13 protein-coding genes are annotated in these 23,089 nt (G+C 58.6%); 5 read left to right on the forward strand and 8 right to left on the reverse strand.

Annotation, left to right across the window (positions count from 1 at the left end):
- Nucleotides 1-32 precede the first annotated feature (32 nt).
- Complete coding sequence (gene nrdB / locus AAZT04_RS13030; RefSeq protein ID WP_020827814.1) at nt 33-1,163, forward strand: class Ia ribonucleoside-diphosphate reductase subunit beta; 1,131 nt, start codon at nt 33-35, stop codon at nt 1,161-1,163.
- 3 nt (nt 1,164-1,166) lie between these two features.
- Nucleotides 1,167-1,427 (forward strand): class I ribonucleotide reductase maintenance protein YfaE, encoded by a 261-nt coding sequence (gene yfaE / locus AAZT04_RS13035; RefSeq protein WP_041414773.1) that lies wholly within the window; start codon nt 1,167-1,169, stop codon nt 1,425-1,427.
- 294 nt (nt 1,428-1,721) lie between these two features.
- Here yfaE and AAZT04_RS13040 read toward each other — a convergent pair whose 3' ends face one another.
- Nucleotides 1,722-2,918: a nicotinamide mononucleotide deamidase-related protein YfaY gene (locus AAZT04_RS13040; RefSeq protein ID WP_434680438.1), complete on the reverse strand. Its 1,197-nt coding sequence runs from the start codon at nt 2,916-2,918 to the stop codon at nt 1,722-1,724.
- A 244-nt stretch (nt 2,919-3,162) separates the two neighbouring features.
- On the opposite strand from AAZT04_RS13040, the gene tyrP reads away from it, so the two are divergent.
- A complete protein-coding gene (gene tyrP, locus AAZT04_RS13045) occupies nt 3,163-4,371 on the forward strand; it encodes a tyrosine transporter TyrP (RefSeq protein ID WP_041414776.1) in 1,209 nt (402 codons plus the stop codon).
- 50 nt (nt 4,372-4,421) lie between these two features.
- Here tyrP and AAZT04_RS13050 read toward each other — a convergent pair whose 3' ends face one another.
- Nucleotides 4,422-4,964, reverse strand: a complete 543-nt coding sequence (locus AAZT04_RS13050; RefSeq protein ID WP_020827818.1) for a YfaZ family outer membrane protein — start codon at nt 4,962-4,964, stop codon at nt 4,422-4,424.
- Between the two features lie 334 nt (nt 4,965-5,298).
- Between AAZT04_RS13050 and katA the strand changes: the two genes are divergently transcribed.
- Nucleotides 5,299-6,735, forward strand: a complete 1,437-nt coding sequence (gene katA, locus AAZT04_RS13055) for a catalase KatA (protein WP_048759292.1) — start codon at nt 5,299-5,301, stop codon at nt 6,733-6,735.
- Between the two features lie 178 nt (nt 6,736-6,913).
- On the opposite strand, the gene menE is transcribed toward katA, so the two are convergent.
- The 6 genes from menE to menF all read right to left on the reverse strand — a co-directional run bounded on the left by menE (nt 6,914) and on the right by menF (nt 14,123).
- Nucleotides 6,914-8,299 carry an o-succinylbenzoate--CoA ligase gene (gene menE / locus AAZT04_RS13060; RefSeq protein ID WP_048763028.1) on the reverse strand — a complete coding sequence of 462 codons (1,386 nt, stop codon included), beginning with the start codon at nt 8,297-8,299 and terminating at the stop codon, nt 6,914-6,916.
- Nucleotides 8,287-9,258 carry an o-succinylbenzoate synthase gene (gene menC, locus AAZT04_RS13065; RefSeq protein ID WP_174574544.1) on the reverse strand — a complete coding sequence of 324 codons (972 nt, stop codon included), beginning with the start codon at nt 9,256-9,258 and terminating at the stop codon, nt 8,287-8,289. Before menC ends, menE begins: the two co-directional genes overlap by 13 nt.
- Before the next feature lie 11 nt (nt 9,259-9,269).
- A complete protein-coding gene (menB, locus tag AAZT04_RS13070; protein ID WP_020827822.1) occupies nt 9,270-10,127 on the reverse strand; it encodes a 1,4-dihydroxy-2-naphthoyl-CoA synthase in 858 nt (285 codons plus the stop codon).
- 11 nt (nt 10,128-10,138) lie between these two features.
- Nucleotides 10,139-10,906: a 2-succinyl-6-hydroxy-2,4-cyclohexadiene-1-carboxylate synthase gene (gene menH, locus AAZT04_RS13075; RefSeq protein ID WP_048763024.1), complete on the reverse strand. Its 768-nt coding sequence runs from the start codon at nt 10,904-10,906 to the stop codon at nt 10,139-10,141.
- Nucleotides 10,906-12,579 (reverse strand): 2-succinyl-5-enolpyruvyl-6-hydroxy-3-cyclohexene-1-carboxylic-acid synthase, encoded by a 1,674-nt coding sequence (gene menD, locus AAZT04_RS13080; protein WP_115058422.1) that lies wholly within the window; start codon nt 12,577-12,579, stop codon nt 10,906-10,908. Before menD ends, menH begins: the two co-directional genes overlap by 1 nt.
- Before the next feature lie 251 nt (nt 12,580-12,830).
- On the reverse strand, nt 12,831-14,123 hold the full coding sequence (gene menF, locus AAZT04_RS13085) for an isochorismate synthase MenF (protein WP_130016465.1): 1,293 nt from the start codon (nt 14,121-14,123) through the stop codon (nt 12,831-12,833).
- A 287-nt stretch (nt 14,124-14,410) separates the two neighbouring features.
- Here menF and AAZT04_RS13090 point away from each other — a divergent pair, with 287 nt between their 5' ends.
- Entirely contained in the window at nt 14,411-23,053 is an 8,643-nt protein-coding gene (locus AAZT04_RS13090; RefSeq protein WP_434680443.1) for a GH36-type glycosyl hydrolase domain-containing protein, read from the forward strand.
- Nucleotides 23,054-23,089 lie beyond the last annotated feature (36 nt).

Consider the following 23,089-nt stretch of genomic DNA (forward strand, 5'->3'; position numbering starts at 1 on the left):
TCATTTAGCCACGATACGATGGACTCAGGCTTATGGCTTACACCACATTTTCTCAGAATAAAAACAACCAGTTGCTGGAACCGATGTTTTTCGGCCAGTCGGTTAACGTTGCGCGTTTCGATCAGCAAAAACATGAAATTTTCGAAAAACTGATTGAGAAACAACTGTCCTTCTTCTGGCGCCCGGAAGAGGTTGACGTTTCCCGCGACCGTATCGACTATCAGGCGTTGCCGGAACATGAAAAACACATTTTCATCAGCAACCTGAAATACCAGACGCTGCTGGATTCGATTCAGGGCCGCAGCCCGAACGTGGCGCTGCTGCCGCTGATCTCGATCCCGGAATTGGAAACCTGGGTGGAAACCTGGTCATTCTCTGAGACCATCCACTCACGTTCTTACACCCATATCATCCGTAATATCGTTAATGATCCGGCGCTGGTGTTTGACGATATCGTCACCAACGAAGAGATCCTCAAGCGTGCGAAGGACATTTCCGGCTACTACGACGATCTGATCGAGATGACCGGCTATTACCATCTGCTGGGTGAAGGCACGCATCAGGTCAACGGCAACACCGTTACCGTTAGCCTGCGCGCGCTGAAAAAACAGCTGTATCTGTGCCTGATGAGCGTTAACGCGCTGGAAGCCATCCGCTTCTACGTTAGCTTCGCCTGTTCATTTGCCTTCGCGGAACGCGAACTGATGGAAGGCAACGCCAAAATCATCAAGCTGATCGCCCGTGACGAAGCGCTGCACCTGACCGGTACCCAGCACATGCTGAACCTGATGCGCTCCGGTGCCGATGACCCGGAAATGGCAGAAATCGCCGTTGAGTGTCAGCAACAGTGCTACGATCTGTTCGTGTTGGCGGCCGAGCAGGAAAAAGAGTGGGCGGAATACCTGTTCCGTGACGGCTCGATGATCGGCCTGAACAAAGACATTCTGTGCCAGTACGTGGAATACATCACCAATATCCGCATGCAGGCAGTGGGCCTTGGCCTGCCGTTCGCCACCCGCTCTAACCCAATCCCATGGATTAACGCCTGGTTGGTCTCCGACAACGTGCAGGTTGCACCACAGGAAGTGGAAGTCAGCTCCTACCTGGTAGGGCAGATCGACTCGGAAGTCCATGCCGACGACCTGAGCGACTTCGAACTCTAAGCGATGGCATCATCAATCGTGACGCTGCGTACCACGGGTACGCAGCTTACCTGCCCCAAAAGTGAAAATTGCCTGCTCGACGTGCTCGAATTGCACGACGTTGAGGTGGAGTATCAGTGTCGTTCCGGCTACTGCGGCGCCTGCCGCCTGAAGCTGGTAAAAGGTGAAGTGACCTACCGCCAACAGCCATTGGCGTTTATCAACCAGGGTGAAATCCTGCCTTGCTGTTGCATGCCGCTGACGGATATCGAGTTGGAAATCTGATTTTCAAGAACATCCTTCCATCACCTGAATATACCCTATGACTTTCGAGTTACAGCCAACAACGCTGCAGCTTGAAAGACGACGGGTATAAATACCGAAATCGTAATACATACAACGGCTAACGAGTGAAACACCTGCTTTAACTGCATGCTTGCCTCCTTGCTGTGAAGAGGCTAGCGTAACGGTGTCTAGGCGGTATGTGCAGCCCCATTCTGATTGAGAGTCAATACAGTTTGGGGCTTTCATCTATCCGCCTTGCCACACAATGCCCAAGACCAACAGTCTCAAGCCTCCCTATTCGATAATCTCCAGCGTCTCCAGCCAGGCATTCCTGCCGCATACCGGCCCACCGTTCAACCACCGCCGCAGCATGTCTAGCGCCAGCATCGCCACCGACTCTTGCCTTAACCGCAGGCTATGCCGTGCAGCCCGATAACGTACTGTCTGCCCGATGCTGCCTTTTGGCGTATGCAGCCCAATGCTCACCCGATCGCCGCTCATGGCGCTGACCGCCAATGCCAGCTGCGCTCCGGTCAGTTCCGCCAACGAACGAGCGCGCGCCAACGTGGTTTCCAGCGTTTCCACGCAGTGCGACGGCAACAATTCACCACCGGCCAACGGCGCCCCTTCGCTCTGCAGTTGCAGATTGATCAGCCCGGCGCTGAACTGTTCGCTCAGCGCCAACTTCAACCCTTGCTGATTCAACCTCTGTGTCAGCACTGCCGGCAGGCCAAGGGTTCCTTCAAACAGGGTGTTATCACCCGCAACCTGACGAACCCGCTCCCACGCTTGCTCCATCGCCGCACGCTGGGCAACCGGGCCGGTCAGCTTCAGTTCAATGATCGGGCTGGAGGAACGATAACCCAGAACCACATCCGGCGGCAGCGGCATGCCGTCCAGCTCAGCAGCCAGATCGCTTTCCGAAGTACCAAAAGTGGTTAACCGCAGGCACAGCGGAGGTGCCGGTAAGGTAAAATGCTGACGCAGGCGCGGCACAATTTGCTGTTCGACCATCACTTTGAATTCAGATGGCACGCCGGGCGTGAAAAACATCATGCATCGGTTCAGTTGCAAAGCAAAACCACAGGCGGTGCCAACCGGGTTGTCGAGCATCTCTGCGTTAGCGGGGATCTGCGCCTGCTTGCGGTTTGAGGCCGCCATCGGTCTGCCGCGCTCGGCAAAATACGCCTCGATACGCGCCATCCATTCAGCATGTTCAACCAGCTCGACGCCGCAGGCGGTCGCGGCCGCCTGAGCACTGAGATCGTCACTGGTCGGCCCCAGACCGCCGTTAACGATCAGCACGTCGGCGATATGACTGCGTTCCTGTAATGTTTCGATCAGAGAGGAGAGACTGTCCCCCACCGTTTCACGGCCGCTCATCGGCATGCCCTGCTGGAACAGATAGTCTGCCAGCCAGGCGGCGTTGGTATCTATAATTTGCCCGTGTAGCACCTCATCACCGGTGCTGAGCATCTCCACCCTTAACATTGATCTCTCCCACATTTTCCGATCTTTCCACTATAGAAGCCTGTAAATAAGTTTTCACTAGGCACCACCAGTTAATTTCGGTTAAAGGCATTTTTTTGCGAGATAGCGCAGCCTGCAACATCGTAAAGATAAGTTAACAGCACCCGTAACGTCCGTTTGACACGAAATATTCCATCAACTATCCTGCCGCACTTAGAATCAGTTACCTATAATTTTCCAAAATCTTTGGTTGATAGAGAAAAACGTGAAAAATCGCACGCTTGGCAGTGTATTTATCGTAGCAGGAACCACCATCGGCGCCGGGATGCTGGCAATGCCGTTGGCGGCGGCCGGTGTAGGCTTCGGCGTCACCCTGGCTCTGTTAGTCGGCCTGTGGCTGTTGATGTGTTATACCGCACTGCTGCTGGTTGAAGTCTATCAACATGAACAGGCCGATACCGGCCTCGGTACCCTGGCAAAGCGCTACCTCGGCGGCGGCGGCCAATGGCTGACCAGCTTCAGCATGATGTTTTTGATGTATGCCCTGACTGCCGCCTATATCAGCGGCGCCGGTGAATTGCTGGCGGCCAGCATCAGCCAGTGGACGTCGCAGGACTTCCCCACCACGCTTGGCGTCTTGCTGTTTACTCTGGTGGCCGGCGGCGTAGTCTGCATCGGTACCCACTCGGTCGATCTGTTTAACCGTATTCTGTTCAGCGCCAAAGTGGTGTTTCTGATTGTCATGCTGGGCCTGATGCTGCCCAATATCCACCAGACCAACCTGATGACGCTCCCACTGGAGCAAGGGCTGGCGCTGTCGGCCATTCCGGTGATCTTCACGTCGTTCGGCTTTCACGGCAGCGTGCCAAGCATCGTGAACTACATGGGCGGCAACATCCGCAAGCTGCGTTGGGTGTTCATTATCGGCAGCGCCATTCCGCTGATAGCCTATATTTTCTGGCAGTTGGCCACGCTCGGCAGCATCAGCTCCACCACTTTCGTCGGTATCCTGGCACAGCAAGCGGGTCTGAACGGCCTGTTGCAGGCGGTGCGCGACGTCGTGGCTTCCCCACATGTCGAACTGGCGGTGCATTTGTTTGCCGATCTGGCGCTGGCAACCTCCTTCCTGGGGGTAGCGCTCGGGCTGTTTGATTTCCTGGCCGATTTGTTCAAGCGCCAGGATAACGTACGAGGCCGTCTGCAGACCGGTGCCATCACCTTCTTGCCGCCGCTGGCTTTCGCGTTGTTCTATCCACGTGGCTTTGTGCTGGCGCTGGGCTTCGCCGCCATCGCACTGGCAGTGCTGGCGTTGCTGCTACCGTCAATGCTGGTGTGGAAAACGCGTCAACAGCATCAGGCGAAATACCGCGTCTGGGGGGGGACTCCGGCGCTGGCGGTGGTGTTTGTCTGCGGGGTGACGGTGATTGCCATTCAGGTGGGTATCGCCAGCGGTATCCTGCCGGCCGTCGGCTAATACATTTTTCGATAAAACGAAGGGGCCAATTGGCCCCTTCGCTGTTTATATCAGAAGCTCAGACCCACGCCAACATAAGGGCCATCGGCCAAGGTGTTGTCACGACGCCCGTCCTTCCCTTGCATCTGAATATAGCGGTAACCCACATCTACGCTAAGCGGGCGGAAAACAGTCCAACGCAGGCCGCCGCTGGCTTCGTTGTAGGCCTTAACGCCACTGGTCAGTGATTCCGGGGCGAAATAGCCTTCGCCATGCAGGCTGAGAGAACGCGTGATTGCCCAGTCAAGACCGCCGCCCAGTGCCAAAGCCCCACCGCTCTTACCGTCCTTCGGGCTCAGATACAGCGCCTTGCCCCCTAACGTCGCAGTCAACGGTCCCAATGGCAGGCCGAAGTTCAGCCCCAGGCTGCCAACGTTGCCGTTATGATCGCTACGGGCCCAGTTACCCGTTAAACCCAAACCGCTGGTGCCTGTGTCCTGACCGAAGCCGAGGTTGGTGTAATGCTTGCCGGCTTCGCCAGACAGGCTGAGCGCGTTCGCCGCACCGGTCATAAACAGCATGCTTGCCGCGCAGGCGACCAAAGTCTTTTTCATCGTCTCTCCCTCTTGCTACTTCATCCATTAAGAATGATATGAGTTAACCCGTAATAATACCGTCACGAGTCTATACCAAACCACAACCAGTTCTTAAGGGATAAAAGCGAAAAAATTCTTCTGTAATCAAATGAATGTAAAGTTTTGCAAGGAAAAGCGTCCTCCCGGGTGGCAATAGCAACGATAACCCAGACCTATTTGCCGAGTGCGTTCAATAGGTCTACAACTAGTAGTGGCATTGATTAGGGTCAGGGTGAGAACGCCCTGGCGGATTATGATGAAAGCTTGAGTCGCCCAAGTCTTCACTCAATTGCAATACGATAAGGAGCAAGTGATGAGCAAGAAAGGACTGACCACCGCAGCCGGAGCCCCGGTTGTCGATAATAATAACGTGATCACCGCAGGTAAACGCGGCCCGATGCTGCTGCAGGACGTTTGGTTCCTGGAAAAGCTGGCTCACTTCGACCGTGAAGTGATCCCCGAGCGCCGCATGCACGCCAAAGGATCCGGCGCCTACGGCACTTTTACCGTCACCCACGATATTACCCAGTACACCCGCGCAAAAATCTTCTCTGAAATCGGCAAGCAAACTGACATGTTTATCCGCTTCTCCACCGTAGCCGGTGAGCGCGGGGCCGCCGACGCCGAACGCGACATTCGCGGTTTCGCGATGAAGTTTTATACCGAGGAGGGCAATTGGGACCTGGTGGGTAACGACACCCCGGTGTTTTACCTGCGCGACCCGCTGAAATTCCCCGATCTTAACCACGTGGTCAAACGCGATCCACGTACCAATCTGCGCAACCCAACTTATAAATGGGATTTCTTCTCGCTGTCGCCGGAAAGCCTGCACCAATTGACCATAGACTTCAGCGACCGCGGCATCCCGAAATCCTACCGCCATATGCACGGCTTCGGCAGCCACACCTTCAGCTTTATCAATGCCAACAACGAACGCTTCTGGGTTAAATTCCACTTCCGCTGCGAACAAGGCATTGAAAACCTGATGGATGACGAAGCGGAGGCGATCATTGCCAAAGACCGTGAAAGCTCACAGCGCGATTTGTATGAAGCCATCGAACGGGGTGATTACCCGCGCTGGAAACTGCAGATTCAGATCATGCCGGAACACGAAGCCTCGCAGACACCTTACAACCCCTTCGATCTGACCAAGGTATGGCCGCACGGCGATTACCCGTTAATCGACGTTGGCTTCTTCGAGCTGCACCGCAACCCGGAAAACTACTTCGCGGAAGTGGAACAAGTGGCGTTGAACCCAGCCAACGTAGTGCCTGGGATCAGCTTCTCGCCGGATAAAATGCTGCAGGGTCGCCTGTTCTCTTACGGGGATGCCCACCGCTACCGTCTGGGCGTTAACCATCATCAAATCCCGGTTAACGGCGCAAAATGCCCGTTCCACAACTACCACCGCGACGGCGCGATGCGCGTGGACGGCAACAGCGGTAACGGCGCGACCTACGAGCCAAACAGCTTTGGCCTGTTCCAGGAGCAACCGGACTTTAGAGAGCCACCGTTGAGCATTGAAGGAGCCGCCGACCACTGGAATCACCGTGAAGACGGGGATTACTTCAGCCAGCCGCGCGCGCTGTTCAACCTGTTGAGCGCAGAAGAACATCAGCGTATGTTCACCCGTATCGCCGGTGAGCTGTCGCAGGTGCCGGAACAGATCCAGCGGCGTCAGGTCGATTTGTTCACCCAAGTGCATCCGGATTACGGCGCTGGCGTAGCCAAAGCGCTGGGCCTGAAATAACCGTCGGCAGTCACTGAGGCCGTTGAAAAGTGCTCTGTTGTTTAATGGTAGGGGCGCAGCATGCTGCGCCCAATAGCATAATCAATGGGTTAAATCGGGTCGAACATGTTCGACCCCTACCGGTTTAGCCGTTTCGCAGGTTTGTCAGCAGTCTGAGGCCGCCTTTGGGCGGCCTTTTTTATCGATGGGATAGCTGTTCAGCCACCCATTGCTGCAGTTGACGGCGGGAGATCTTGATCCCCCCGGTTTTCAACTCGGCGGGCATCGCCAACAAAGCAACCGGCCGTTGGAAATTCACCAGACGATCCTGCGACCACGCCAGCAGATCTTCCAGCAAAAGCGGTACCCCACTGTCGATCACTGCCACCGGTCGTTGGCCAAACTCGGCGTCATCCACCGGCACCACCACCACCTGCAAGATCTGCGAGTGAGCCGCCAGCACGCGTTCGATATCCTCCGGCTGAATGCCTTCCCCACCGCTGAAAAACAGGTTATCCAACCGGCCAATGATCCGCAGTTCACCCTGTTCCATGACGCCGCGATCGCGGGTATGAAACCAGCCTTGATCATCGACGAGCGGCAGCAACGCACCGCGTTGCCAATATCCCAACGCCAGACTCAGCGCACGGATCCACACTTCCTCATTCACCAGCTTAACTTCCCGACCAGCCAATGGCAGCCCAACGCCTGGCAGCCCGTCAGCGCGCTTGGCACACACCGTGGAAGCCAGTTCGGTCAGGCCGTAGCCGCACCAACAGCGAATGCCTGCCGCCTCCGCCTGCGCGGTCAGCTCTGGCGGGATCATCGCGCCCCCGAGCAGCACTTTCTTCAACGTCAGCGCCGCCAGCGGCTGCGCCAACAAACGCCAAAGCTGTGTCGGCACCAGCGAGGCATGGGTACACCCTGCCAATGCGTCAGCCAGAGGATGCATATCACGCACCACCAGTCCGGCCCCCGCCGCCAGCCAGCGCCAGACAATGCCCTGGCCGGAAACGTGAAACAGCGGTAAAGACAGTAGCCAGCGGTCCTGAGGTTGGAAGTCCATCAGCCGCAGTACCCCTTCGGCGCTGGCCAGATGCGCGGCATAGCTGTGCGCAGCGGCCTTTGGTCTGCCGCTGGAGCCGGAGGTCAAGGTCAGCGTCGCCAGCCGTTGCGCATCCCAACGCGGTGGATTCAGCCAGCGAGATTCGGTAGAGGGAGGGGTTAAAGGGATGACCGTGGCCGGTAAGGTCGGTAACCGGTCCGGACTGAAAGCAAAATCGATATCCAGATCAGGCAGCAACGTCGCCAACTGGGCCGCGGGCAGCGCCGGATTCAACGGCAGCAGCCGCGCACCGCACTGCAACAGCGCCAAATAAGCCAACAGCAACGGGTAGCTGTTCTTGCCGCATAACGCCACGCCACAGCCGGGCTCGACGCCCTGATGCTGAAAATCTGCCGCCAGCCTATCCACCTGACGGCGCAACACCAGCCAACTCACCGGTTGGTGCCCCACCGTCACCGCCGTCGCCTGTGGCCGTCGCTGCGCCCACTGCCGCCACGGCCAGTCTTTTAGCTGCGCCATAAACACTCCAGCGCTGATGTATCCAATAGCGGCAGCTCGCTGTCCGGCCAAGGGCGTAGCAGCTGCGCCTGCATCAGATCCAGCGTGTCCAGTCCAGGTACGGTATTCGGCGTCAGCCAGTGCGCGATGCGTGCCAGTTGCGTCAACCCCAGGCTCGATTCGATGCTGGAGCTGATCACCGCCGTTAACCCCGCCGCATGGGCCTGCTCCACCAGGGTACGGCAACGAACCAGACTGCCGGTCAAAGTTGGTTTAATGACGATCGCTGCCACGCCCGGTTCAGCCTGTACCACAAAGTCCGCCTCGCGCACGCTTTCGTCCCAGGCGATAGCAATGCCGGTCGCCAGCGCGAAATCCCGCGATTCATCACGGGTTTTGCAAGGCTCTTCAAGGAAAGCAATGCGTTCACGCAGCGCCGGTGCCACGTATTTAGCGAACCCGTCCGCCTTGGCACGAGTCCAACTGCGGTTGGCGTCCAGCCGCAGACGCAAATCGGGAAGGGCTTCCAGCAAGACGTTGACTATCATGCCGTCGCGCACCGCCTCATACAGCCCAACCTTCACCTTGGCAACTTTCTCTCCCGGCAGCGCGGTCAATACCGCGAACAGCTCGTCAGGATCGCCGGTACACAGCGGCGCTTTGCGGTAATCTGCCTGCAGCGGCAACCGCTGTTCCAATTCCGCCAACGCGCAGCTGGTGCCGAACGCTACCGAAGGCAACGGGCTGTCTGACGGCAAGGTCCCGCCTTGCCAGTCCTGTACCCAGCGCAGCGCAGCCTGCTCGGCCTGCGCCAGCGTTTCCTGGCTGAACTCCGGCAGCGGCGCTATCTCACCCCAGCCTTCCTGCCCGCCCTGCTGCAGATGGATCAGCAAACCATCGCGGGTTTTCAGCCGCTGGTTGCGCAGCACCACGCCAGCCTCCATCGGCAGGCTGTAACGGTAAACGGCGGCGTTACGGATCGGAGCATTCATTACGGATTACGCTTGAATTTGCTGAAGTCCGGCTGGCGTTTTTCGTTGAACGCGTTGCGCCCTTCCTGACCCTCATCAGTCATGTAGAACAGCATGGTGGCGTTACCCGCCAGCTCCTGCAGACCGGCCTGACCGTCGCAGTCGGCATTCAGGGCCGCTTTCAGGCAGCGCAGCGCCATCGGGCTGTTTTGCAGCATTTCACGACACCAGCGTACGGTTTCTTTTTCCAGGCTCGCCAAGGGCACCACGGTGTTGACCAGGCCCATGTCCAGCGCGGCGGCAGCGTCATACTGACGGCACAGGAACCAGATCTCGCGCGCTTTCTTCTGGCCGACGATTCGTGCCATGTAAGAAGCGCCCCAACCGCCATCGAACGACCCCACTTTCGGCCCGGTCTGGCCGAAGATGGCGTTATCCGCCGCGATGGTCAGGTCACACATCATATGCAATACGTGACCGCCGCCGATCGAATAGCCGGCAACCATCGCCACCACGGGTTTCGGGCAGGTGCGGATCTGGCGCTGGAAGTCGAGCACGTTCAGATGGTGCACGCCGCTTTCATCCTGATAACCGCCGTAGTCGCCGCGCACTTTCTGATCGCCGCCGGAGCAGAAGGCTTTGTCGCCGGCGCCGGTGAGAATAATGGTGCCGATGCCGTCGTCGTAGCGGGCATTGGACAGCGCTTCGATCATCTCTTTCACCGTGTGCGGCCGGAAGGCATTACGCACCTGCGGACGGTTAATGGTGATTTTAGCGATGCCGTCGCTGGACTTGTGGTAGAGGATATCTTCGAAATCACCGGAGCAATCCTGCCACTCGATGGCGGCGTACAGCTGTTCTTCATTCGGATAGAGCATGTTCTGTTCCTTTAACCAGGGTTAACGAGAAAAGTGCGCAGTTCGGCGACGAAATCCTGCGGATTGGCCAGGTGCGAGTTATGCCCGGCCTGCGGCACGATGCGTAACGGCAACCCGGCGTCACGCGCCAACTGCTGAAATTTGTGATCGTCGGCACCGCACAACACCACCAGCGGTATCGCCAGCTGTTGCAATTGCGGCACCAGAAAGGGCTGCTTGCCCAACGAAGTGGCTTCCAGCATGTCCGCCACTGCCGCGCCGGAATTGTCCTTGCGGGCACCGATCAGCGCATCGCGGTGCACCGCGCTGAGATTGGCGAAGACCGGCTGCTGGTACCAATCCGCCAGCACCTGTTCAATGGGTTCGTGGCGGAAACGTTCCGCCCAGGCCGCATCGTGCGTCAAACGTTGAGCACGCAGGGCCGGATCGGCCAGTCCGGGATTTCCGCCTTCAATAATTACCCCTTGCAGGCCGGTAGTATCGCCGCAGCAGGCGTGGTACATGGCTATGCGCCCACCCAATGAATAGCCCACCAGCCAATAGCGTTCGATGCCGTGCATCTGCAAGGTGCTGCTGATTTGCGCGCTGATATCGTCAAAGCTGCTGCAGGTCACCGCAACGGAATCGCCGTGGCCCGGGAGGTCGATCGCCAGCGACGGCCACTCCGGGCAGCGGGAAGCGATCACCCGCCATTCATTGTTGTTGCCCAACAGGCCATGCAGCCAGATTAACCAGGGCCGATCGGCTTCGCCCTGTTGCAAGACTTTTGTCGCCAGCATTATTGCTCCGCCATCTGTTGCACCAGATGCTGCAACGTCTGTGCACCATCGCTCGGCGGCACCTGCAGCTCAATCAGCGTGGCACCGCTGTGGCGCCACCCCTGTTCCACCGCCTGCAGCAACTGTCCCCAGTTTTCCGGGCGGGCGTAAGCGAGTTGGAACATCGCTGCGGCATGGCTGAACTCCACGTCCTGCGGCATGCAGTAGAAGCGCTGCCGGTCTTCTTCCGGCGTTGGCAGCAATGAAAAAATCTGGCCGCCATTATTATTAACCACGATCAGCACCGTTGGCGCAGAGCATTGACGCAGCAGCGCCAGCGCGTTCAGGTCATACAGGGCGGAAAGATCCCCCACCACCGCCAGCGTTGGTTTGGCGGTGGCCCGCTGCACGCCTGCGGCGGTAGAGATCAGGCCGTCGATGCCGCTGGCACCGCGGTTACTGAACACCGGATAACCCGCCGGCAAGCGGGTCAAGGCATCAATCAAGCGTACGATCAGGCTGTTGCCCAGAAACAGCTGGCCGTTTTCCGGTAGCAGCTCCGGCAGGCGGTGCGCCAACTGCGCCTCGCCAAAGCGGTTGACCAGGTGGCCCGAGACCGCGTCCAGCGCGTTATCCGCCAGCTGCGTCAGTTCATCTGCCCAAGGGGTGCGAGGCTGGGCCGGGTGCAACTCAAGCCACTGCGCCACGCTGGAACGAATGCGCCGCCCCCGGTGGTGCGCCGGGTCGAGTCGCCCCGGTAAATCGTCGATCAACCAATATTCCTGCGGCTGGCACTGCTCCTGCCACTGCAGCAGGCGTTTACCGGTCAGGCTGCTGCCGAACTGCACCACCAGTTGCGCATCCGCCAGCCGTTTTTGCGCCTGCGGCTGAGCCAACCATAAATCGGCACAGGGCAGCGGTTGCCCGGTCTGAGACAAAACGTCGCCTATCAGTGGCCAGCCGAGCATGGCGGCCCATTGCGCCACCTGCTCACCCTCCTCCGCACTCATGCGGCCTGCCACTACCACGCCCCGTTTTTGCCGCCAGAAGAACCAGTCCGGCTGTTTGAGCACCACGTGCGGATCCATTTCGCGCAGCCAGGGCTGGCTGCCTTGCCACCAGTCGCCAAGCGTCGCGGACCAATCGTCGTACTGCTGCTCATCGCCGCCGTACAGCGGTTCGGCAAAGGGGCAGTTAATATGCAGCGCGCCGTGATGCAAACGTGCCATGGCGCTGTCGAGGGTGGAAACCAGCCAACTGGCGGAAATATCCGGCGTCGGGCGCGGCAGATCGAGACTCAAAGATGGATGGCTGGCATACAGGCCGTTTTGGCGGATGGCCTGATTGGCACCGCAGTTGATCAGCTCAGGTGGACGATCGGCCGTGAGAAACACCAGCCGTTCGCCGGTCAGCCCGGCTTCGATCAAGGAAGGGTACAGGTTGGCGGCCGCGGTGCCGGAAGTGACGATGACCGCCACCGGCTCCCGCGACGCCTTCGCCAGGCCAAGCGCCAAATGGCCCAGCCCGCGCTCGTCAAAATGGGTATGGCAGATAAAAGACTTGTTGGCCGCCGCAGCCAGCGTCAAAGGCGTAGAGCGCGATCCCGGAGCGATACAAACATGCCGCACTCCATGGCGAGCCAGCGCTTCCAACAGCAACGCCGCCCACCGGCGATTAAAAACACTTGTCGACATAGTTCGCTCACAAGTCGGTTAACAGAATCTGCCTCTGGCACCCGCCGATCGGCGGCATGCCAAAATGATGTTCTGCATTATATGAGTAGTTATCTTTACGACTTTTGCGCCAGCGCAAAAACGCCGTACATCCCGGTGACTTTATGGTAGACAATTAATTGATTTAGAACAAAAAATAAACATAAAAATCACACGCAGTTTACACTCACCGCGCCGTTCTCTCAATAAATCCGTAACCCAAGCAGGGAAATTCAGGGCAAAGCGTCTGGCTGTAATAACGTCAGCAACCCGGCGGCCTTGTTTTCGATCTCCAGCCACTCTTCGGCGGCGTCGGAACCGCTCACGATACCGGCCCCGGCGTACAGCCGTAATCGGTCGCCGTCTAACTGCGCGCAGCGTAGCGATACGCAAAACTCGCTGCGGGACGCGGACAAATAGCCGGCAGAACCGGCATACCAGCCGCGGGAGAAGGGTTCATGCTGCAGGATAAATTCGCGTGCTGCCTGACGCGGCAAGCCGGCGACCGCCGCCGTAGGCTGTAACCGATGCAAGCAATCGGCATCGTCCTCACGTTTCAGCCGGCCTTCAATACGGCGCCGCAGGTGCTGCACCTTACGCAAACGCACCACTTCCGGCGGCAACACATCCACGGCATTAGCTCCCCCTTGCAGGCGCTGGCAGATGTCGTCCACCACCAGCAGATTTTCACGCCGGTTCTTGCCATCCTGCAGCAACCATTGCGCCAGGGCCTGAGCCTGTTGGTGTTCGGGGTGATTAGCCACGGTGCCCGCCAGAGCTTCCGTCAGCAGTTGACGCCCCTTGCGTAGATACAGCCTTTCCGGGCTGGAACCGAGAAAGGCGGAATCTGCATCAAATCGCAGCATATAGTGGTAACATCGGTGGTTCACTCTGCGGCTGGCTTCCATCATCGCCGGCGCAAACAGCGGGCCATCCAGCGTCAGTAGCGTACTGCGCGCCAACACCACCTTCTCCATCTGTTGCCGATCTATCGCCTTCAGCGCTTCGTGCAACATGGTTTCCCACCCGGCACGTTCCGGTTGATGCTGCACCTTTCTCACTTTCGCCTTTAATGGCGTCATAGGCCGTGCAGCCACGCTATTTTCCAGCCAGCACTCGGCGACGATCGCATCGTCGCGTAGCGAACTTTCAGAAAACAGATTCAGCATTAATTGTGTTTCACCCTCGCGGGTCAAAATTTCCAGGCGTGGCAAAAATAAATGCGCTGTGCCATCGAAGGCGTTCAGCCCCCACACACGCGCACCTTCATGCGCCTTGAGAAATGCCTGTGCTTGTTCCGGTTGGGTAAACAGGCGCAGAGCACCGCAGGCCGCGGCCTCTTCATGTCCGTCGCGATGATGCCAGTAAAACTGAGGGAATGTCGGCTGTGCCGCTAACCATGCCAGCAAGGGGGTGGTCAACGGCGCGGGAACGGGAAGTGCAAGCTGGCGGAAGCCGCCCGCCACGGGAAAATGTTGTTCAAACTGCCGGCGTAATCGCCGCAGCAATGCCGAAAGTTGTTCCACGGCCACCTCAATAACCAAACTTAATGTAGGGAATTATACGGTAAATCAAGGATCAACGGCGGAAAAATAGCGTCATAACGCCAACGGCAGGGCCCGCAAATTGTTTATTAAAATTAAACAATCAGCTCAAAAAGCGGCCAAGAATGCATTGTACGACTATACTGAGAAAGCATGTTCCTGCCTGCTGTGAACCCACGCCAGATCTTACTGGCGCTAAAAACAGGATGTTCACGCTCTCCCAGCGGTTTCACCGGCTGTCCTTTGGGTCAGATGTAAGGAGCTTTTGTGTGAAAGAAATACTAATCAATTGGTTAAAAAAACAACGTAAAAATTCGAAAATTAAATCATTGCCGCTGCGGCGTCAAAAAGATGCTCCTGACAACAGCGGCGGTGCCATTAAGGCAGAACTGTTTTCTGTCGATCAAATGGAGCGTTACGGGCAACGCCTGGCGCGTTCCCATAAGCTGGCAACCCGCAAAACGCCCTACTACCTGCTGAAGCGTCTGGACGACAACGAACGCATTTTGGCGGAAAGCTGCCACCAGCTCAGCAACGGCAAGAAAGCCAGCATGACTCCCGCCGGCGAATGGCTGCTGGACAATTACTATCTGATTGAAGAACAAATCCGCGTTGTGCGCCACCACTTGCCGAAAACCTTCGGTCGCGGTCTGCCGCAGCTGGCGCCGCCGCATAACTGTCCGCGGATCTATGACGTGGCTGCCGAAGCCATCGCGCACGGTGACGGCCACTGGGACGCAGAAAGCCTCACGCGATATATCGCCGCCTATCAAAAAGAAGTCAATCTGACGCTCGGCGAACTCTGGGCGCTGCCCGGCATGCTGCGCCTGGCGTTGATCGAAAACCTGCGCCGCGTCAGCGTAGAAGTCGCGCAGGCCCAGCAGGAACGCAATCTGGCCGACAGCTGGGTGACGAAAATGCTGGAGTCGGCGGAAAACGATCCCGCCAACCTGATCGTGGTGATCGCCGATATGGCGCGATCCAATCCCCCACGCACCAGCGCCTTTGTTGCCGAGCTGGTGCGCCGCCTGCAGGGGCACGGTACCATGCTGGCGCTCCCACTCACCTGGGTAGAGCAGCGTCTGGCGGAAGTCAGCCTGACCTCAGATGAATTGATCCACCGCTTTAACCAGCAACTGGCCGTCAGCCAGCTGTCGGTCAGCAACAGCATCTCCGGCCTGCGCCAGCTAAGCGAAATGGATTGGGCAGAATTTGTCGAAACCATGAGCCAGGTAGAACAGACCCTGCGTGAAGATCCCGCCGGTGTTTACCCTTTGATGCACTTCACAACCCGCGACAACTACCGCCACGTGATCGAAATGCTGGCGCGCCACTGTCCACGTAATGAAGTGCAGGTCGCTCAACACGTGCTTAATATGGCGCGCGTAGCGGCTGAAGACCCGTCCAGCGATCCACGCCGCAATCACATCGGTTACTACCTGGTTGACGATGGTCGCCCCGAGCTGGAACAGCAATTAGAGGTAAAACTCGGACGCATTACCCAATTGCGCCATGCGCTCAGTCAGGCGCCGCTGCTTTCCTGGCTCGGCAGCCTAAGCCTGATCACCACCGCATTTTGCGCGGAACTGCTGCGTCACGCATACAGCACCGGCATCAGTTGGGGACTGGTGCTGCTGTTCTTCCCCATGGCTATCGTGGTCAGCCAGTTCGTGCTCAATTTACTCAGCGAGGTCACTACCCGCAGCCGCACGCCGCAACCCTTGCCGCGGTTAGATTTCTCCTGCGGTATTCCCGCTGAATTCCGCACCCTGGTAGCGATCCCGACGTTAATCGACAGCAAAAGCGGCGTCGATAAACTGATCAATGCGCTTGAGGTTTGTTATCTGGGCAACGCGATGAAACATTTGCACTTTGCCCTGCTCACCGACTTCAACGATGCGCCCCAACAACGGCATGCGGACGACGCAGCCCTGCTGGATTACGCCTGCCGACAGATGGAAGCATTGAACGGACGCTATCCCTGCGAAGGGCCCAGCCACTTTTTCCTGTTTCACCGCGACCGCGAATGGAATGAAAAACAGGGAGTATGGATGGGGTTGGAACGAAAACGCGGCAAACTGAATGCGCTCAACGACTGGCTGCGCAACCGAGGTAACGCCTTCTGCACGCAGATTGGCGATGGGCTGGAGGTGCTGAAAAACGTCAAGTATGTCATTACGCTCGACAGCGATACCGTCCTGCCACGCGAAAGCGCCCATCAGCTGATCGCTGCGATGGCGCACCCGCTCAATCAGCCCCAGTACGATGCGCGCCAGCAACGGGTGGTTGAAGGCTATGCCATTTTGCAACCGCGCATGGCCGAAGAAATCCCCAGCTACGGCCAGGGCCGTTATGCCGCCCTGTGCAGCAGCACGCCGGGTAATGACCCCTATACGCTGATGGCCTCGGATATCTATCAGGATCTGTTTGGCGAAGGCTCGTTTATCGGCAAAGGCATTTACGACGTGGACGTGTTCTCCCACAGCCTGAAAGGCACCTGCCCGGCGAACCTGGTACTGAGCCACGATCTGCTGGAGGGCTGTTACGCCCGCTCCGGCCTGCTGAGCGACGTGCTGCTGTACGAGCAATATCCCAGCAATTATCTGGTGGACGTCGCGCGCCGCACGCGCTGGATCCGCGGCGACTGGCAATTGCTCAACTGGCTTCTGCCACGGGTGAAAACCGAAGATGGCAGCCGCACCGCCAATCCGCTGAGCACCCTGTCGCGTTGGAAACTGTTCGATAACCTGCGCCGCAGCCTGACCTCACCCAGCCTGTTGCTGTTACTGTTTTGCGGTTTTGTCTGGCTGCCTAACACCCGTTATTGGCTAGGGATTTTCGCTATCATTCTGCTGCTGCCGACGCTGTTGGCACTGATACAGGATGTGGTACGCAAACCGCCGCGCAGGCCTTTCTTGCAACATTTGCTGTTGGCGTTGAACGGTTCGCTACATCGCCTGGCACAGGTCGGGCTACGGTTGGCGACCTTGCCGCATGAAGCGCTGTACAGCCTGAAAGCGATTGCCGTGACCCTGTGGCGACTGTTGATTAGCAAGCGCAATCTGCAAGAGTGGACCAGCTACGATCAATCCAAGGCTCGTCAGCAGGTCACGCTGGAAAACTTCTATCGCGCGATGTGGATCAACCCGGTCGCCGGTGCCGCACTGCTGTTGTTCAGTTTCCTGCATAATCCAATGGCGCTGATCATCACATTGCCGTTCGCCACTCTGTGGATCCTGTCGCCGTTCCTGCTGTACTACCTCAGCCAGGAACCGCAGCGCAGCAAAACCGCCATCAGCGATGAACAACGGCGCTTTCTGCGCCAAACCAGCCGCCAAACCTGGGACTTCTTCAATACCTTCGTCAACCAGCAGGAAAACTGGCTGCCGCCGGATAACTACCAGGAAATACCGGAGCCGGTGGTGGCGCACCGTACCTCACCGACCAATATCGGCCTGTCGTTATTGGCCAACCTCACCGCCTATGATTTCGGCTATCTGACGCTCAGCGACGCGCTGCGGCGCATCGAACTGACGCTCAACACTCTGGATCGGCTGGAACACTATCGTGGCCATTTGTACAACTGGTACGACACCCGCACCCTGGAGCCGCTGAACCCACGTTATATCTCCAGCGTCGACAGCGGTAACCTGGCCGGTCACCTGCTGACGCTCAGCGCCGGCTTGCCGGCACTGGCCCACCAGCCGGCCATAGATCCGCTGCGGGTGCTGACCGGTCTTGGTGACAGCCTGCAACTGCTGGAACAGCACTGGGGCGACGCCGCACCGAAAAATCTGTCGAAGCTGCGCAACCATTGGGAGCAGGCCCACCACAGCCACCCGGCAGCCCTGCTGGCGGAACTGAACGCCATGCGCAACTACAGCAACGGGCTGCAGGAACCGGCGCTAAATCATGATGAGGAAACCAAACGCTGGGCCGGAGCCTTGCACCAGCAGCTTAACGAACTGTGTGCCGAATGGGCGCAGTGGTTCGGCTGGCTGAGTGACGGCATGCCCGAACTGGAGCAGGTGCCCAGCCTACACTGGCTGGCTAACCCGCCTGGCCAGTTGACGCTGTCGCCGGAACAGCAAAATCAGCTGAGCGCGGCGGGTGCGCTAGCGCAGGAACGTCTGACGCAGTTGCAAAGCCTGCAGCAGCGGTTGGAAAAAATGGCGCAAATGGATTTCAACTTCCTGTATGACGAATCAACCCATTTGCTGACCGTTGGCTTTAACTGCGATCAAAACAAGATGGACAGCAGTAAATACGACCTGCTGGCCTCCGAGATTCGTTTAACCAACTACGTCGCCATCGCCACCAATCAGATACCGCAGCGCAGCTGGTTCGCACTTGGCCGCCTGTTCACCGTGATCGACCACGAACCCGCGCTGATGTCGTGGAGTGGGTCGATGTTTGAGTACCTGATGCCACAGTTGGTGATGCCTGCCTACCCTGATTCACTGCTGGTGCAGATGTGCCATGCGGCGGTGGAGCGGCAGATTGCCTGGGGTAAGGAACGCGGGGTTCCCTGGGGCATTTCCGAATCCGGCTACTTCGGTTTCGACGCCGACCAAAACTATCAGTATCACGCCTTTGGCGTTCCGGGTCTGGGCCTGAGACGCGGGCTGGGTGACGATATGGTGGTGGCGCCTTACGCCACGGTGATGGCGCTGATTGTCGATCCGGACGCCGCTTGCAATAACCTGGTTACGTTGGAGAAAAATGGGGCCAAAGGCCGCTACGGTTTCTACGAAGCGCTGGATTACACCACCGCTCGCCTAAGCCGGGGGCAACTGTATGTCATCATCCGTTCCTATATGGCGCACCACCAGGGCATGAGCTTCCTTGCCCTGTCGCATCTGTTGCTGGATGCGCCTATGGTAGCGCGCTTCGCTGAGTATCCGGCGTTCCAGTCAACGCGGCTGTTGCTGCAGGAACGGGTGCCGGATGCGGTCGAGCTGTACAGCACCCGCCGCCATTTCGAAACCCACGAGGGTACCATCACCCCGGCCAGCTTCGCCGCACGCGAGTTCAACCGTGTGGACTCCCCGATCCCCGAAGTGCAGTTGCTGTCCAACGCCAACTATCACCTGATGCTCACCCAAGCCGGCGGCAGCTACAGCCGCTGGCAGAATCTGGCCTTGACCCGCTGGCGCGAAGACGCCACCTGCGATAACTGGGGCGCTTTCTGTTACCTGCGCGACCCGCAAACCGGTGAGGTCTGGAGCAATACCTGGCAACCGATCGGTAGTGCCGCCAAGGGGTACAGCGCCGCGTTCAACGACGCCGGGGCCGAGTTCCAGCGTCAGCAAGGGTCGCTGTCGGTGAAAACGCAGGTGGTGGTATCGCCGGAAGATGATATTGAGCTGCGCCGCGTGACGTTGGTCAACCGCAGCAAGCAACCGCGCACCATCGAAATCACCAGCTATGCAGAAGTGGTGCTGGCACCGGCCGGCAATGATCTGGCCCACCCGGCGTTCAGCAACCTGTTCGTACAAACCGAGCTGTTGCCGGATCAAGACGCCATTTTGTGCCACCGCCGCCCGCGCGAACCGAAAGAAAAATGCCCGTGGTTACTGCACATGATGACGGTGCAAGGCCGCACCAGCCAGACATCGTTCGAAACCGACCGCGCCAAATTTATCGGCCGCGGTCGCACCCCGGCCAATCCGCAGGCGCTGTATCAAAATACCCCGTTAAGCAACAGCGCCGGACCGGTCATTGATCCAATCATCGCTATCCGTCAGCGCGTGGTGCTGGAACCAAATGTACCGCTCACACTGGATATCTTCTATGGCGTCAGTGAAGACCGCGCCAGCAGCCTGGCGATGCTGGAAAAATACCGCGATCGCCATTTGGCAGACCGGGTGTTTGAACTGGCCTGGTCGCACAGCCAGGTGGTACTGCGTCAACTGAACGCCAATGAGGATGACGCCAACCTGTTCAATCGTCTGGCCAGCGCGGTGGTCTTCCCGGCGCAGGAAATGCGCGCCGCCAGCAGCGAAATCATTAATAACCGCCGTGGCCAGTCTGGGCTGTGGGGATATTCAATCTCCGGCGATCTGCCGATTGTGCTGCTGACCGTGACCGACGGCGAAAACATCGAGCTGGTTCGGCAACTGATCCAGGCGCACAACTACTGGCGTCTGAAAGGGTTGCAGGTGGATCTGGTGATCCTCAACGAGGACATCGGCGGCTACCGTCAGGATCTGCAAAACCAGATCATGGGCCTGATCGCCGCCGGCATGGAGTCGACCCAAACCGATAAGCCGGGCGGTATCTTCGTACGCACCAGCGAACATATGTCACCGGAAGATCATCGTCTGCTGCTCAGCGTCGCGCGTATTTACCTCGACGATCGACGCGGCGGTTTAACCGAGCAGCTCAACCAGCGCCTGCAGTTGCCGCAGATCCTGCAGCAACCGCTGTCGCCGGTGACCGCCTCGTCGAAACTGGCGACGGTGGATAATTTGCCGCGCAACCTGCATTCGCCGCAGTTGCCCGACATTGCCGCGCTGCAGTTCTATAACGGCCTCGGCGGCTTCTCGGAGAATGGCCGCGAATATGTGATTGCGATGAACGAAAGCAAGATCACCCCGGCGCCCTGGTCGAACGTGATGGCCAACCCGATGTTCGGCTCGGTGGTTTCGGAAAGCGGCCAGGCCTACACCTGGTACGAAAACGCCCACGAATACCGTCTCACGCCTTGGGACAACGATCCCATCTGTGACCGCAGCGGCGAAGCTTTCTACCTGCGCGACGAAGAGAGCGGCCATTTCTGGTCGCCGACTCCGCTGCCCGCCCGGGGCCGAGGCCATTACCTGACCCGTCACGGTTTCGGCTACAGCGTTTTCGATCACCGCGAAAGCGGCATCGACAGCCAGTTCACCCTGCTGGTGGCCAAAGATGCCCCGGTAAAACTGTTCCTGCTGACGCTAACCAACACCTCAGGACGCACCCGCAAGCTCTCGGCTACCGGTTATGTGGAGTTTATCCTCGGCGATCTGCGGCAAAAGTCGGCCATGCATATCGTCACCCAGGCGGCTACGTCTGACAACGGCTGCGGTATCCTGGCGACCAACCACTATGGGGGCAACGGCTCGGATCGCACCGCGTTCTTCGGCGTCTCGGGGGCGCATTGTTCGCTCACTGGGGACCGGCGTGAATTTATCGGTCGTAACGGTTCGCTGGCCAATCCGGCGGTGCTAAAACTGCGGCGCCTGTCTGACAAAGTCGGGGCCGGTATGGATCCGTGCGGCGCGGTGCAGTCGGCCATCAGCCTGATCGACGGCGATCAACGCAGCTTTGTGTTCGCCCTCGGGTTGGGGCAAAACGCCGAAGAAGCCGAAGCGCTGCTGCACAAATACCTCCAGGAGGACAACCTGCAGGATGAGTTGCAACAGGTGGCTGCGCACTGGGACGGTATTCTCAACAAAGTGCAGATAGGGACACCGCAACCGGCCGTCGATTTGCTGGCCAATGGCTGGCTGCTGTACCAGACCCTTGCCTGCCGTATTCAGGCGCGCAGCGGTTACTACCAATCCGGCGGTGCCTTTGGCTTCCGCGATCAACTGCAGGATACTTTGGCACTGACTCACGCCGCCCCGGAACGGCTGCGGGAACAGATCCTGCTGTGCGCTTCGCGCCAGTTCGTCGAAGGCGACGTGCAACACTGGTGGCATCCGCCGCAGGGCAACGGCGTGCGCACCCGCTGTTCGGATGATTATTTGTGGTTGCCGCTGGCCATTTGCCACTATCTGGACGCCACCGACGATCAGAGCATCCTGGATGAACAGGTGGGCTATCTGGAGGCGCGCAAACTGGCACCCGGCGAGGAGTCGTCCTATGAACAACCGGCGCAGAGCGTAACGCAAGAAACCTTGTATCAGCATGGCGTCCGGGCGTTAAAACACGGATTGAACTTCGGCGAACACGGTCTGCCGCTGATGGGAGCCGGTGACTGGAACGACGGCATGAATATGGTGGGCCTGGAGGGGCGTGGCGAGAGCGTCTGGCTTGGCTTCTTCCTGTTCCATATCCTGCAGCGTTACGGCAAGTTGGCAACCGCGCGTCATGACGATGAACTGGCGACGCTGTGCCGCCAACAGGCCGAGACGCTGCGCAATAATCTGCGTGACCATGCCTGGGACGGCGAATGGTACCGTCGGGGCTATTTCGACAGCGGGGAGCCGCTGGGCTCTCATCAGTCGGCGGAGTGCCGTATTGACGCCATTGCCCAAAGTTGGTCAGTGCTGTCCGGTGCCGGTGATGAGCCGCGCAGCCTGCAAGCCATGCAGTCGCTGGATAAACACCTGGTCGACAACCAGGCCGGCCTGATCAAACTGCTGACGCCGCCTTTTGACGGCAACGGCCCGAATCCGGGCTATATCCGCGGCTATCTGCCTGGCGTGCGGGAAAACGGCGGACAATATACCCATGGCGCGGTGTGGGCGGTGATGGCCTTCGCCGAAATGGGCAATATCGAGCGCGCCTGGGAACTGATGGCGCTGATCAACCCGATCAACCACAGCCTGGACAGTACCGCGGCGGAACGCTACAAGGTCGAGCCGTATGTGGTTACCGCCGATATTTACGCGGTGGCGCCGCACGTCGGTCGCGGCGGCTGGAGCTGGTATACCGGCTCTGCCGGTTGGATGTATCGGCTGATCCTCGAGTCACTGCTGGGTCTGAAACGCCATGGCGATCGGCTGAGCGTCAATACCCGCCTGCCGGCGGACTGGCCACAGGTGACGCTTAACTACCGGGAGGGTAGCAGCGAATATCGGTTGGTTGTTCGTCAGGGGCAAGGCGCGGCGCAGATCAGCGTCGACGGTGAAAAACAGTCGGAAGCTGTGATAACGCTGGTAGACGATGGCAAAATCCATCAGGTGGAAGTGACATTGGGGCAGTAAATATCGGGGCGCGGCGGGTGCCGCGCCCAACGTCTA

The sequence above is a fragment of the Serratia sp. Je.1.23.a genome (genome assembly GCF_051129805.1).
GTDB classification, from domain to species: Bacteria; Pseudomonadota; Gammaproteobacteria; order Enterobacterales; family Enterobacteriaceae; genus Serratia; species Serratia liquefaciens.

Coding starts and splice junctions, on each gene's coding strand:
- nrdB (WP_020827814.1), top strand. CDS start 33: ATGGCTTACACCACATTTTCTCAGAATAAAAACAACCAGTTGCTGGAA.
- yfaE (WP_041414773.1), top strand. CDS start 1,167: ATGGCATCATCAATCGTGACGCTGCGTACCACGGGTACGCAGCTTACC.
- AAZT04_RS13040 (WP_434680438.1), bottom strand. CDS start 2,918: ATGTTAAGGGTGGAGATGCTCAGCACCGGTGATGAGGTGCTACACGGG.
- AAZT04_RS13050 (WP_020827818.1), bottom strand. CDS start 4,964: ATGAAAAAGACTTTGGTCGCCTGCGCGGCAAGCATGCTGTTTATGACC.
- katA (WP_048759292.1), top strand. CDS start 5,299: ATGAGCAAGAAAGGACTGACCACCGCAGCCGGAGCCCCGGTTGTCGAT.
- menE (WP_048763028.1), bottom strand. CDS start 8,299: ATGGCGCAGCTAAAAGACTGGCCGTGGCGGCAGTGGGCGCAGCGACGG.
- menB (WP_020827822.1), bottom strand. CDS start 10,127: ATGCTCTATCCGAATGAAGAACAGCTGTACGCCGCCATCGAGTGGCAG.
- menH (WP_048763024.1), bottom strand. CDS start 10,906: ATGCTGGCGACAAAAGTCTTGCAACAGGGCGAAGCCGATCGGCCCTGG.
- menD (WP_115058422.1), bottom strand. CDS start 12,579: ATGTCGACAAGTGTTTTTAATCGCCGGTGGGCGGCGTTGCTGTTGGAA.